General features: G+C 68.3%; 9 protein-coding genes. 8 read left to right on the top strand and 1 reads right to left on the bottom strand.

Annotated elements, in window-relative coordinates:
• Positions 1-72: 72 nt before the first annotated feature.
• The 6 genes from ACLQ28_RS21960 (at position 73) to mmsB (ending at position 9,944) form a co-directional block, all read left to right on the top strand.
• Entirely contained in the window at positions 73-2,190 is a 2,118-nt protein-coding gene (locus tag ACLQ28_RS21960) for a family 43 glycosylhydrolase (protein ID WP_425688147.1), read from the top strand.
• A gap of 414 nt (positions 2,191-2,604) precedes the next feature.
• Entirely contained in the window at positions 2,605-3,591 is a 987-nt protein-coding gene (locus ACLQ28_RS21955; RefSeq protein ID WP_425688146.1) for a LacI family DNA-binding transcriptional regulator, read from the top strand.
• Positions 3,592-3,939: 348 nt separating this feature from the next.
• Positions 3,940-5,586: a glycoside hydrolase family 27 protein gene (locus tag ACLQ28_RS21950; protein ID WP_425688145.1), complete on the top strand. Its 1,647-nt coding sequence runs from the start codon at positions 3,940-3,942 to the stop codon at positions 5,584-5,586.
• A 348-nt stretch (positions 5,587-5,934) separates the two neighbouring features.
• On the top strand, positions 5,935-7,077 hold the full coding sequence (gene chvE, locus ACLQ28_RS21945) for a multiple monosaccharide ABC transporter substrate-binding protein (protein ID WP_425688144.1): 1,143 nt from the start codon (positions 5,935-5,937) through the stop codon (positions 7,075-7,077).
• Positions 7,078-7,158: 81 nt separating this feature from the next.
• Entirely contained in the window at positions 7,159-8,697 is a 1,539-nt protein-coding gene (gene mmsA, locus ACLQ28_RS21940) for a multiple monosaccharide ABC transporter ATP-binding protein (protein ID WP_425688143.1), read from the top strand.
• Positions 8,694-9,944: a multiple monosaccharide ABC transporter permease gene (gene mmsB, locus ACLQ28_RS21935; RefSeq protein WP_425688142.1), complete on the top strand. Its 1,251-nt coding sequence runs from the start codon at positions 8,694-8,696 to the stop codon at positions 9,942-9,944. The genes mmsA and mmsB overlap by 4 nt, the downstream gene beginning before the upstream one ends.
• A gap of 291 nt (positions 9,945-10,235) precedes the next feature.
• Here the strand turns inward: mmsB and ACLQ28_RS21930 are convergent, their stop codons facing one another.
• Positions 10,236-11,615 (bottom strand): DUF7594 domain-containing protein, encoded by a 1,380-nt coding sequence (locus ACLQ28_RS21930; RefSeq protein WP_425688141.1) that lies wholly within the window; start codon positions 11,613-11,615, stop codon positions 10,236-10,238.
• Positions 11,616-11,776: 161 nt separating this feature from the next.
• Between ACLQ28_RS21930 and ACLQ28_RS21925 the strand changes: the two genes are divergently transcribed.
• Both ACLQ28_RS21925 and ACLQ28_RS21920 read left to right on the top strand, forming a co-directional pair.
• On the top strand, positions 11,777-13,117 hold the full coding sequence (locus ACLQ28_RS21925) for an MFS transporter (RefSeq protein WP_425688140.1): 1,341 nt from the start codon (positions 11,777-11,779) through the stop codon (positions 13,115-13,117).
• Complete coding sequence (locus tag ACLQ28_RS21920; RefSeq protein WP_425688139.1) at positions 13,114-14,097, top strand: TolB family protein; 984 nt, start codon at positions 13,114-13,116, stop codon at positions 14,095-14,097. Before ACLQ28_RS21925 ends, ACLQ28_RS21920 begins: the two co-directional genes overlap by 4 nt.
• The last annotated feature ends 39 nt before the right edge of the window (positions 14,098-14,136 follow it).

Raw genomic sequence — 14,136 nt, 5'->3', positions numbered from 1 at the left:
TCAGCTCGGTGCCCCGCCCGGTGCCGCGGACGCCGACCCAGACCGCACGGTTCGCGTCAGCAGAGGAGGATCATGCTTTCCATCGGTCGGGTTCCCCGGGGTGCACCACGGCGGGGGTGGCTGTCGAGACTCGCCGTCGCCGCGATGGTGCTGGTGGTCGGTGGCGCGGCTGCGGCCGTCGCCTCGTCGCCCGCGTCAGCGGCCACGGTCGACACCAGCGCCTGGTACGTGCTGCTGAACCGCAACAGTGGCAAGGCAGTGGACGTGTACAACCAAGCCACGAATGACGGTGCCCGGATCACCCAGTGGACGCGCAACAACGGCAACCAGCAGCAGTGGCAGTTCGTGGACTCCGGAGGCGGCTACTACCGGATCAAGTCGCGGTTGTCGGGCAAGGTGCTGGACGTCTCGGGCCGCTCGACCGCCGACGGCGGGGCGATCGTGCAGTGGTCCGACAACAACGGCACCAACCAGCAGTTCCGGTTGGCCGACTCGGACAGCGGGTACGTCCGGTTGATCAACCGCAACAGCAACAAGGTGATGGAGGTGCAGGGCGCCTCGACCGCCGACGGCGGCAACATCGTGCAGTACGCCGACTGGAACGGCACCAACCAGCAGTGGCAGCTCGTCCGCGTCGACGGCGGGGGCAACCCCACCACGCCGCCGCCCACCACGCCACCCCCGTCGAACGGCACCTACTCGAACCCGACGGTCTGGCAGGACTTCGCCGACGTCGACATCATCCGGGTGGACAACGCCTACTACATGTCGGCGTCCACCATGCACTACTCGCCGGGCGCGCCGGTCCTGCGCTCGTACGACCTGGTCAACTGGGAGTTCGCCGGTCACTCCGTGCCCCGGCTCGACTTCGGCTCGAAATACGACATGAGCGGCGGCAACGCGTACGTCGACGGGATCTGGGCGTCGACGCTGAACTACCGGCCGAGCAACAGGACGTACTACTGGGCCGGGTGCATCGACTTCGCGCAGACCCACATCTACACCGCATCGGCCGTCGACGGCACGTGGAGCAAGCACACCACCATCCCCAACTGTTACTACGACGCCGGGATGCTGATCGACGACAACGACACCATGTACGTGGCGTACGGCAACGGCACCATCAGCGTTGCCCAGCTGTCTGCCGACGGGAAGTCCCAGGTTCGCGCCCAGCAGGTCTACACCACGCCGTCGAGCATCGGGACGCTGGAGGGCGCGCGCTTCTACAAGCGCAACGGCGCCTACTACATCTGGCTCACCCGCCCGGCCAACGGCCAGTACGTGCTGAAGTCGACAAATGGTCCGTTCGGCCCGTACGAGCAGCGCCAGGTGCTGCTCAACCTGCCCGGCCCGATCTCTGGTGGCGGTGTGCCGCACCAGGGTGGGCTGGTGCAGACCCAGAACGGCGACTGGTACTACATGGCCTTCGTCGACGCGTACCCCGGTGGTCGGATGCCGGCCATGGCCCCGATCACCTGGACCGGCGACGGCTGGCCCGTGCTGCAGACGGTCAACGGTGCGTGGGGCGGCTCGTACCCGAAGCCGAACCTGCCCGCGCCGCCCCGAGCGGTCAAGCCGCTCACCGGCACCGACACGTTCGCCGGCACCACTCTCGGCCCGCAGTGGGAGTGGAACCACAACCCCGACAACAGCAAGTGGTCGGTCAACAACGGGCTGAGCCTGCAGACCGCCACCGTCACCGGGGACCTGTACAAGGCGCGCAACACGCTGACCCACCGGATCCAGGGCCCCACCTCGACCGCCACCATCGAGTTGGACTACTCCACCATGCGCGACGGTGACCGCACCGGCCTGGCGGTGCTGCGCAACTCGTCGGCCTGGATCGGGGTCCGACGCGACAACGGGTCCACGCGTCTGGTCATGCAGAACGGTCTGACGATGGACGGCAGCTGGAACACCACAAGCACCGGCAGCGAGGTGGCCAGCACCGCCGTCTCCGGTGGCCGGATCTGGTTGCGCGCCAACGCCGACATCAGACCCGGGTCCGGCCGGCAGGCTCGCTTCTCGTACAGCACGGACGGGGTCAATTTCACCTCGTTCGGCAACGCCCTGACCTTGGCGAACAACTGGCAGTTCTTCATGGGCTACCGGTTCGCCATCTTCAACCACGCGACCCAGTCGCTCGGCGGTGCGGTCACGGTGCGCCGGTTCGATCTGACGACTCCGTGACGCCAGTCACACAGCGATCGGTCTGACCGGTGGCGTTGGCGAGCGAGAGCCCGCCCGGCACGTAGCGTCCGCGCCACCGCGTCATTGTCCTCGCCGGCCTGCTCCACGCTCTGTTCAGGAGCGTAGGGCAGGCCGGCGTGCCTTCGCGGACGTGAGAGCACGCCGGGTGGCTTCGTACTTGTTGTGTGGCAGGCGATGTGCTGCCTAGGCGAGTTCCACAGTCCCGCACAGCCGAACCGTGTTCGGGGCCGTTGCTGGCGTAGACTATCGGCGATCCAGCGCTGGTCACCTGGGATTCAGCACCGGCGTGGTGGCTGAGCAAGGGGGACCGGGCCGGGCCGCTCCAGTCGACATCGACGGGCGGCGGGCCGGAGTGGTAGCGGGGAGAGTGAAATGGCCGTCCACGGTCCCGCGATGACAGACGTCGCTCGTCTGGCCGGTGTCTCCCACCAGACGGTGTCGCGCGTGCTCAACGGGCACCCCAACGTTCGTGAGCAGACCCGGCTGCGGGTGCGGGCGGCGATCGCCGAGCTCGGCTACCGCCCGAACGGTGCGGCGCGCGCCCTGGTGACCGGCCGATCACAGGTCATCGGCGTGGTCGCGCAGAACACGACGCTCTACGGTCCGGCATCGCTGTTGGCCGCGTTGGAGCAGACCGCCGCGGAAGAGGGTTTCGCGGTCAGTGTCGGCAGCGTGCGAAACCTGGACCACCGCTCCATCTCGGCCGCGGTTGAGCGGCACCTGTCGCACCGGGTCGCTGGCATCGTGGTCATCGCACCTGTGGAGTCGGCGGGTGAGGCGCTGGAACACCTTCCCCAGGATGTCCCGCTGGTCACGGTCGACGGCGACCCGACTCGGCCGGTGCCGTTGGTGACAGTTGACCAGGAGGCAGGTGCCCGGGCGGCGACCCAGCATCTGCTCGACGCGGGGCACCGCACCGTCTGGCACGTCTCGGGGCCGTCCGACTGGTTCGACAGCGTCGGCCGGATCGACGGCTGGCGGGCGGCACTGCTGGCGGCCGGGCTGGACCCACCGCCGCTGATGCTGGGGGACTGGTCCGCCGCCTCGGGTTACCGGGCGGGGCAGATGTTGGCGCGGATGCCAGAGGTCACGGCGGTCTTCACCGCCAACGACCATCTTGCGCTGGGCGTGCTGCGGGCGTTGCACGAGTTCGGCCGGCGGGTGCCGGACGAGATCAGCGTGGTCGGCTTCGACGACGTGCCGGAGGCGGCGTACTTCATCCCGCCACTGACCACCGTCCGTCCGGACTTCGACGCGGTGGCGCGGGCGAGCCTGCAGATGCTGCTGACCCAGATCGAGTCGGGCACCGGCGGGGCGTTGCGGCAGACCATCGCTCCCGCCCTGGTCGCCCGCGAGAGCGTCGCTCCACCGCCTCGCTGACGGCCGGGCCAACCAGAGGCCGCCTGGCGTAGGGCTGGGCTGGGCTGGGCTGGGTGACAGCCGCGTCAGCGTCGCCGCCGCTCTCCCGGTGCACGCAGTCGATATCACCGGCGCCGGCATCACTCTGCCGCAATGCACTGTCCTGCGCGGTTGATAAGACGCGCTTCAATCGATCCGAGACGATGTGGATCGACAGTCTGCGATGCGATCACCGCAAGGTATTGAACCTCATGAAATGTCGCCGTAACATGATGCCCGTCACTGTTAACGCTAACAAGAATTGGTGTACAGCTATCGGGCGACCAGCCAGATCGTAGTCACGGCGGGCGCCACCGACAAGGAGGCTCGATGAACCGCAACACCCGAGGTCGTCGTTGGGGGAGCGTACTGGCGGCCGGACTGCTGCTCGCTGGCACCCTGGTCGGCCTGCGCGCCCCGGCGGCGCAGGCACTGGAGAACGGGGTGGCACGCACTCCCCCGATGGGTTGGAATTCGTGGAACTCGTTCGGCTGCAACATCAACGAGGGGCTGATCCGGCAGACCGCGGATGCGATCGTCAGCAGCGGGATGCGGGACCTGGGTTACCAGTACGTCGTGGTCGACGACTGCTGGTTCAACCCGAACCGGGACAGCTCCGGCAACATCCAGGGGGACCCGGGTCGGTTCCCCAGCGGGATGAAGGCGCTCGGCGACTACCTGCACGCCCGGGGCCTGAAGTTCGGCCTCTATCAGGTGCCGGTCGACAAGACCTGCGCCCAGTACTTCGGTGCCTACCCGGGCGCGACCGGCAGTCGAGGGCATGAGGCGCAGGACGCCCGTCAGTTCGCCGCCTGGGGTGTCGACTTCCTCAAGTACGACTGGTGCTCGCCGGAAGGCAGCATCGACGAACAGGTCACCACCTTCGCCCGGATGCGTGACGCGTTGGCAGCCACCGGCCGACCGATCGTCTACAGCATCAACTCGAACAGCATCCACGCCAAGACCGGCCCCCAGCGCAACTGGGGCGACGTGGCCAACATGTGGCGTACCACCGAGGACATCACCAACGCGTGGAACACCGGTCAGACCAACGGTTACCCGATGGGCATCCAGAACATCATCAACGTGACCGTGCCGCTGGCGTCGTACGCGAGGCCGGGCGGCTTCAACGACCCGGACATGATGGAGATCGGCCGGGGCGGGATGAACGACACGGAGATGCGCAGCCACTTCGCGATGTGGGCGATCATGGCATCGCCGCTGATCGCCGGCAACGACGTGCGCAACATGGACTCCGCCACCCAGACCATCCTCAAGAACAGCAACCTGATCGCGATCAACCAGGATTCGCTCGGGCTGCAGGGAACGCAGGTGTCGTTCGACGGCACGCGTCGGGTGCTCGCCAAGCGGCTCGCCAACGGTGACGTCGCCGTCGCCCTGTTCAACCAGGGTGCCTCGACGACGACGATCTCGACCACGGCCGCCGCCGTCGGCAAGTCCGGGACCTCGTTCACGCTGGTGGACGCCTGGTCCGGTGCCACCAGCTCCAGCAGCGGAGCCATCAGTGCCAGCGTTCCGGCCCACGGCACGGTGGTGTTCCGGGTCAGCGGTGGCGGCACGACGACACCGCCGCCGACGACGTCGGGCGCGTTCGCCAGCGCCGCCTCCGGCCGCTGCCTTGACGTCCCGGCGAGCAACACCACAAACGGCACCCAGCCGGTGATCTGGGACTGCAGCGGGGCCGCCAACCAGCGCTGGACCCTCAACGGTCAGACCCTCCAGTCGCTCGGCAAGTGCCTGGACGCGCCCCTCAACGCCACGGCCGGCTCTCGGGCGCAGATCTGGGACTGCAACGGCGGGGCAAACCAGCGGTGGACCATCAACTCCAACGGCACGATCAGTGGCGTACAGTCCGGGCTCTGCCTGGACGTCAACAACAACGGCACGGCCAACGGCACCACGGTGCTCCTCTGGACCTGCACCGCAGCGGCGAACCAGCGGTGGTCGCAGCGGTAGCCGATCGGGTCCGCCGACCGACCGGGTCGCGGCGGCCCACCTGATCCGGCGCAGTGTTGGTGCCCGCGGACGACGCCCGTCGTCCGCGGGCACCGTCGCGTCAGCCGGAGGTTCTGCCCGGTCGGCCGCCTGCCGGCCGGCCGTCCGCACCATCGGGGGTCGCCGCCGCGATCCCCAGGTCAGGGCCGGTCCGACCGCTGGCCTCGCCCGTCCGGGCGCCTCCGTTACGAGACCGTGACACCGGTATTTCGGATCAAGTGTTGACGTGCCCTATGTGAGCGCTAACACTACCCGAAAGATGATAGTTGGCCCCTGCGCTCGGTGGGGGAGTCCAGAGAGGAGAAGTCCGTGGGCAGGAAATTCCTGGTTGCTCTCGGCGGCGCGGTGCTAGCGCTGAGTATGGCGGCGTGCAGTGGCGGCGGTGCGGGAAGCGGTGGCGACAAGAGTGGCGACAAGCCTGGAGACCTGACCATTGGCGTCTCGATGCCGACCCAGGTCTCGGAGCGGTGGATCGCCGACGGCAACGCGGTGAAGTCGAAGCTCGAGGCGAAGGGCTACAAGGTCGACCTCCAGTACGCCGGCGACGACATTCCCACCCAGTCGCAGCAGGTCGACCAGATGATCACGCAGGGCGCTGACGTCCTGATCATCGCCGCGATCGACGGCACGGCGCTCAACAGCCAGCTGCAGGCCGCCGCAGCCGCGAAGATCCCGGTCATCTCCTACGACCGACTGATCCGCGGCAGCAAGGACGTCGACTTCTACGTCAGCTTCGACAACTACAAGGTCGGCGTCGCCCAGGGCACCGCGCTGCTCGTCGGTCTCGGTCTGCTGAACAAGGATGGCTCGAAGGGCACGGCCAAGGGGCCGCTGAACATCGAGATCTTCGCTGGGTCGCTCGACGACAACAACACCCAGTACTTCTACGGCGGCGCGATGGACACGTTGAAGCCGTTCATCGACAATGGCACGCTGATCGTGAAGTCCAAGCAGACCACCCCCGAGCAGGCGGCCATCCTGCGGTGGCAGCAGGAGACCGCGCAGAAGCGCATGGAGAACCTGCTCACCTCCAGCTACAACGACGGCTCGAAGGTCGACGGGGTGCTGTCGCCGTACGACGGCATCTCCCGCGGCATCATCACCGCCCTGCAGAACGCCGGCTACGGCAGCGGCGCGAAGAAGCTCCCGGTCGTGACCGGCCAAGACGCCGAGATCGCCTCGATCAAGCTGATCAACGACGGCGTGCAGGGCTCCACGGTCTTCAAGGACACCCGCCTGCTGGCCGACCAGGCCGTGAACGCCGCCGAGGCGTTCCTGCAGAAGAAGCAGCCGCAGGCCAACGACACGAAGACGTACGACAACGGCGTCAAGGTCGTCCCGGCGTACCTGCTGCCGTTCGCGACCGTCTACAAGGACGACATCAAGGCAACGCTGATCGACTCCGGCTACTGGACGGCGGAAGAGGTCGCCGCCGGCCAGGCCAAGAAGTAACTCATTCGTCGGGCCCGGCGGTCACCGCCGGGCCCGACGCGTTTGGCGTACCGCGTCCAGACCTGACGGAGGACAGTGACCATGGACGACACCATCCTCGAGATGCGTCGCATCACCAAGACGTTCCCCGGCGTGACCGCGCTGGAGGACGTCACCCTCGCGGTTCGCCGAGGCGAGATCCACGCTATCTGTGGGGAGAACGGCGCCGGCAAGTCCACCCTGATGAAGGTGCTGTCCGGCGTCCACCCGTCCGGCTCGTACGACGGAGAGATCCTCTTCGACGGCAAGCCGATGCAGTTCCGTGGCATCCGGGACAGCGAGGCGAACGGCATCGTCATCATCCACCAGGAGCTCGCCCTGGTGCCGTACCTGTCGATAGCGGAGAACATCTTCCTCGGCACCGAGCGGCGTAACCGCCTCGGGCTCATCGACTGGAACCTGGCCAACGCCGAAGCGGCCAAGCTGCTGGCGTCCGTCGGGCTGCACGAAAACCCTGTCACCCCGGTCATCCAGCTCGGCGTCGGCAAGCAGCAACTGGTGGAGATCGCCAAGGCGCTGTCGAAGAAGGTGCGTCTGCTCATCCTGGACGAGCCGACCGCCGCCCTCAACGACATCGACTCGGCGCACCTGCTCGATCTGCTGCGGGCACTCAGGGACCAGGGCATCACCTGCATCATGATCTCGCACAAGCTCAACGAGATCACCGCCATCGCCGACTCGACGACCGTCATTCGCGACGGGCGCACGGTGGAGACCCTCGACATGAAATCCGACGAGGTGTCTCAGCAACGGATCATTCGCGGCATGGTCGGGCGGGACCTGGACAGCTTCTACCCCGACCGTGAGTCGTCGCCCGGCGAGGAGGTCCTCCGGATCGAGGACTGGACGGTGCGGCACCCGATCCAGGACCGGATGGTCGTCGAGGACGTCTCCGTGTCCGTCCGCGCTGGCGAGGTCGTCGGCATCGCGGGTCTGATGGGTGCGGGTCGCACCGAACTGGCGATGAGCGTGTTCGGTCGGTCCTACGGGCGCGACATCCAGGGCCGGCTCTTCGTTCGCGGGCGGGAGGTGCAGGCGCGCACCGTCGCGGAGGCGATCGACAACGGCATCGCCTACGTCACCGAGGACCGCAAGAGGTACGGCCTCAACCTCATCGACGACGTCCGCCGCAACGTCTCCGCCGCCGCGTTGGACCGACTGGCCCGGCTGGGCTGGGTGAACGGCAACGAGGAGATCAAGGTCGCCGAGACGAGCCGGCGGGAGATGAACATCAGGACGCCCAGCGTCATGGCGGTGGTCGGCAAGCTCTCCGGCGGTAACCAGCAGAAGGTCGTGCTGTCGAAGTGGCTGTTCACCGACCCGGATGTGCTGATCCTGGACGAACCCACCCGGGGCATCGACGTCGGCGCCAAGTACGAGATTTACACGATCATCAACCGGCTGGTGGCCGCCGGCAAGGCGGTCATCGTCATCTCCTCCGAGTTGCCGGAGTTGCTCGGGATGTGCGACCGCATCTACACCCTCGCCGCCGGCCGGATCACCGGTGAGATGCCGGTGGCTGAGGCGACTCAGGAGAGCCTCATGGAGCTGATGACAAAGGACAAGGAGCTCGTCGCGTGACCAGCATCAAGACCCCCTCGACGGAGCGCCCGACGCCCTCGGAAAGCACACCTGCCGCAGCCCTGCACAGCGGGACGAGCGACCTGCGGGCGCTGGTGTTGAACAACCTGCGGCAGAGCGGAATCTACGTCGCCCTGGTCGTCATCGTCGCGCTCTTCGCGATCATGACCGACGGGGTGTTGTTGAGCCCTGGCAACATCACCAACATCGTCCTTCAGTACTCGTACATCCTGGTGCTCGCGATCGGCATGGTCATCCTGATCATCGGTGGCCACATCGACCTGTCGGTCGGATCGGTCGTCGCGCTGACCGGAGCGGTGTCCGCAGTCCTGGTGATCCAGCAGGACCATCCCTGGTGGGTGGGCGTCCTGGCCGCACTGGCCGTCGGCATCGTGGTCGGCGCATGGCACGGGTTCTGGGTGGCGTACGCCGGCATCCCGGCCTTCATCGTGACCCTGGCCGGAATGCTGCTGTTCCGGGGCCTCACCCTGCGGGTGCTCGACAACATCTCGCTGTCGCCGTTCCCGTCGGAATACCAGCGGGTCGCGGCGGGCTTCCTGAACGGGCTGCTCGGCGGGCAGGGCTTTGACGCCTTCACGTTGCTGATCGGCGCCATCGCCGTGGCCGGGTACGCGGTGAGTGGCTTCCGCACCCGCGTCGCGCGCATCCGCTACCAGCAGCCGGTCGAGTCGTTCCCGCTGTTCGTCGCCCGGGTCGTGTTGGTCGGCGCGGTCATCATGTACTTCGCGTGGCAGTTGGCGCACGCCCGTGGTCTGCCGATCGTGCTGATCATCCTGGCGGTCCTCGTGCTGGTCTACGGCCTGCTCACCCGGCGTACCGTGTTCGGTCGTCAGGTCTACGCGATCGGCGGCAACCTGTCCGCGGCGGCGCTGTCCGGGGTGAAGGTCCGCACCGTCAACTTCTGGATGTTCGTCAACATGGGCTTCCTGGCGGCAGTGGCGGGCGTCATCTACTCCTCGCGGTCGAACGGCGCCCAGCCTGCGGCCGGCAACATGTTCGAGCTGGACGCGATCGCCGCGGCCTTCATCGGCGGCGCGGCGGTCACCGGTGGTGTGGGCACCGTGGTGGGCGCGATGGTCGGCGGTCTGATCATGGCGGTGATGAGCAACGGCATGCAGCTGATGGGCGTCGACCAGTCGACGCAGTCGGTGGTGAAGGGTCTCGTCCTGCTCGTCGCGGTTGCCTTCGACGTCTACAACAAGCGCCGCGCGGGCACGGCCCGCTGACGTCGTAACGGCACGACCGTGGCCCCTGCCCGCCTCTGCGGGCGGGGGCCACGCGTCGATAGGCCGCAGTGCGCCCACCTCCGCCCCTGCGTCGGCGTTCGGGACTGCACCGACCGAGGGTTTCTGCGCCGATGCCCGAGCCACCCCGCAGGGTCGCGCACCTCTCGGCGCCCCTGTAGAGCTGCCCCATATCTGGGGCAGCTCTACAGGGAACCGGACACACCCTGGCCCCGTCAGGGAGCGCCGCGCACGATCCCGCTGCGCCGTGCACGGCGCAGCGGGATCACGCGGTCAGTGGCAGTTGCCGGTGCCGCTGTCGTTGTAGGTCTGCCCGGCCACCGGCATGAACCGCCAGTCGTAGCTGCCGGAGTGCAGGGTGAACTTCAGTACCCCCCACGCGGAGCTGTTGCGCGCCTCGCTGTTGGGCTGGATGGTGCCGAAGCCGTAGTGACCCGCACCGCCCATCCCGGCGACGAAGCTGCGCAGGCCCCGGCTGGCGTCGGCGCCGCCGGCCGGGTTCATCGGAGCGAACCGCTCGTACACGTGGTTGTGCCCCCACACCACGACGTCGGCGTTGTAGTCGTAGAGCGCCTGGTACAGCGGACGCGTCGACGTCGACGGCGCGTGGTTGGAGCTGGACGTGAACAGCGGGTGGTGCCAGTACGCCAGCGTGCACGGCTTGCTGCTGGCGGCCAGGTCCGCACGCAGCCACTGTTCCTGCGTCGAGCCGGCCGACATGCTGATGTTCGAGTTCAACGACACGATGTGCCAGTTGCCGAGGTCGAACGAGTAGTAGCCGCGGCCGCTCGGGCCGGCGGACGTACCGAAGTAGTTGTAGTAGCCGGTCGCCCCCGACGTGTTGTAGTCGTGGTTGCCCGGGGACGGACGGGTACGCGACTTGTGCCGACCCCAGGTGGGCTCGTAATAGCTGTTGAACTGCGACGCGGTGCCGCTGTCGTAGACGTTGTCGCCGGTGGTGAAGACCGTCCCCGGGATGCTGTCGAGCAGCGTCGCCGTGGCGCTGTCGCCGGAGCCCGAGTCGGCGATGTCACCGGCGCCGACGAACACCGGGTCCCCGGACTCCGGAGGTGTCGTCGTCCCCGTCGCGACCACCAACTGCGGGGCGTCGGCACCGCTCTCGCGCGTGTCGTAGTAGGCGCCGTCGCCGCTGGCGGAGCTCGCTCCGAAGCTGTACGTGCCGTTGCCGGTGACGGCCGCCGTGACGTCGACCTCGTACCAGCTGTTGCCGCTGACCGCGCCGATCGTGCCGAGGGTGGCCCCGTCGATCGCCGGCTGGTTGTTCCAGGTGGTGCCGGTCTCCGACCAGGTCGTGTTGGACATCCGCCGGAACGTGCCACCGGCGTCGCTGCCGCTGTTGCCGCTGATCGTGCGCAGTCGCAGCTTGGCACTGGTCACCGTGCCGCTGACACCGCTCACCGTGAAGCGCAGGAACGAACGCCGCACGGGCGAGTTGTCGACCACGACCTGGGTGGACGTGCCGTAGTTGGTGGACGCCGTGTCGCTCTGGACGTAGGTGTCGGCGACCGGCGTGAACGTCACGCTCGCCGCCGACGCCGCGCCACCGCCACTCACGACGACGGCGGCGGTGGCGGCGACGAGCACCACGACCGACCCCATCGTCACCGACGGACGCGGAAATCGAATGTGCATCCAGGACTCCTCTTCTGCGGGTGTAGAGCGCAAGGAATATAGGAAGGTCGATGGGACGGCGGACGACGGACGGATGAACAGTGCGTCCGGGCAGGCGAATATCTCGATGTTCGAGGTGAGTTCACCCGTGCCACGCCTGGCTGCCACGTGCGGTCCGTTGTGTGCTCTCCGATAAGTACGGACGATGGCTGACCGGCAACCGTCGATCCGAGGAGATGCTCGTGTACCTGTCGACCGTCTCCCGACCGGTTACCGACCCGCCCGAAGCCGGGCCGCACCGCCGACGGTTCGCGATGGTCAGTGGCAACGTCGTGGCACTCGGCACAGTCAGTTTGATCACTGACATCTCCGCCGAGATGGTGGCCGCCGTCCTGCCGCTCTATCTGGTGTTGGGCCTACAGCTCAGCCCGGTGGCCTTCGGTGTGCTCGACGGAGTCCACACTGGGGCGACAGCGCTACTGCGGGTCGTCGGCGGTTACGCCGCGGACCGGTTCCGGCGGCGCAAGCTGATCGCCGGCATCGGTTACACGCTCTCGGCGGTCGCGAAACTCGGCCTGCTGCTCGCCGGTCGGTCGGTGCCGGCGATCGGCGCCGTCATCGCCGTCGACCGGCTCGGCAAGGGCGTACGCAGTGCGCCACGGGATGCGCTGATCACGCTCTCCACGCCACCGGAGGCCCTGGGCCGGGCGTTCGGCGTACACCGGGCGATGGACAGCGTCGGCGCGTTCCTCGGGCCGCTCGCCGCGTTCGCGGTCCTGCTGGTCGTCGGAGAGTCGTACGACGCGGTCTTCGTCACCAGCTTCTGCGTCGCCGCCCTGGCCGTCGTCGTACTCGTGCTCTTCGTCCGTGAGCGCCCGCCCGGTGAGCCGACGGACGGCCCGGACGACCCGAAGGTCTCCGTGCGCGAGGCGTTTGGCCTGCTGCGCAGCCGGCCGACCCGCCGGATCGTGCTGGCCGCGGCCCTGCTCGGGCTGGCCACCATCGGCGACGGCTTCGTCTACCTGCTGCTGCAGCGCCGTGCGGACCTCGACCTGCACTGGTTTCCGCTGCTCGCGGTGGGGACCAGCCTGGCCTACCTGCTGCTCGCCGCCCCGTTCGGCGTGCTCGCCGACCGGATCGGCCGGCTGCCGGTGGTGATCGGCGGTTACTCGGCCCTCGGTGCGGCGTACCTGCTGCTGGCTGGCCCGGTCGACGGTTGGCCGCTGATCGCGCTGACCCTGGCGCTGTACGGCGCGTTCTACGCGGCCACCGACGGCGTACTCATCGCGCTCGCCGGCCCGGTGCTGCCCACTCGGCTGCGGACCACCGGAATCGCGCTGGTGCAGACCGGGCAGGCCCTGGCGTACCTCGTCTCCTCGGTCCTGTTCGGTCTTGCCTGGCAGGCGTGGGGGCCGGGGAACGCGATCCGGGCGGCGGCCGTCGCCGTCGCCGGCGTCCTCGTCGTCACCCTGCTCCTGCTGGCCTCCCCATCCCGTCTCGTCACCCAGAAAGTACCCCGATGACCGTGTTGTCGACCCGAGCGAAGCTCGGCGTGGTTGCCGCCTCGGCGGTCCTGCTGGGCAGCGTGGCGGCCGGCTACGCCGCCACGGCCGCAGAACCGGCCCGAACGCCGCCATCCGCCACCGGCGACCAGGCGGTCACCCTGGAACCCGGCGCCCGCCTGCTGGCGATCACGGACCGGCACGTCTCCACGGTCGCCGCGGCCGACCCCGCCGGGCCCCGCACCGTCTCCGGCCTGGAATGCCTGCGGGTGTACGCCGCGGCCGGCATTGGTGTCTGCCTCAAACCGGAGACCGCCTGGTCGTACCAGGTCGTCGTGCTCGACGCGGCGCTGCGCCAGACGCGGGCGGTCAGCGTGCCGGGCCTGCCGAACCGGGCCCGGGTCTCGGCCTCCGGCCGGATGGTCTCCTGGACCACGTTCGTCGGTGGCGACTCCTACACCTCCAGCGGCTTCTCCACCCGCACCGGGATCCTCGACACCACCACCGGCGCCACGGTGAGTTCGCTCGAAGAGTTCGCGATCACCCGGGACGGCCGGAGCTACCGCAGCCCCGACGTCAACTTCTGGGGCGTCACCTTCACCGCCGACGACAACCACTTCTACGCAACCATGTCGACCGGGGCCACGAGGTACCTCGTCCGGGGCGACGTCGCCGCCCGTACGGTCGAGACGCTGAAGGAGAACGTCGAGTGCCCGTCGCTGTCACCGGACGGCACCCGGGTCGCCTTCAAGGAGGCGATCGACGCCGACCCGGCGAAGGGCTGGCGACTGTCGGTCCTTGACCTGGCGACCATGCGGGTCACCGCGACGGCCGAGACCAGCAGCGTGGACGACCAGGCCGCCTGGCTGGACGGTGGGACACTCGCCTACACGAGACGCCAGGACGACGGCCAACCCGACGTCTGGAGCGTCCCGGCCGACGGCTCCGGTACGCCGAAGCTGACCATCCCCGGCGCGGAGTCCCCGGCACCGCTCGGCTGACGGCGGTCGCGGGGCGGCCAGGACACCTGACTGCCTTGG

The sequence above is a fragment of the Micromonospora sp. DT201 genome (genome assembly GCF_049841575.1).
Lineage (GTDB): Bacteria > Actinomycetota > Actinomycetes > Mycobacteriales > Micromonosporaceae > Micromonospora.
This window is presented reverse-complemented; position numbering and strand designations above follow the sequence as displayed.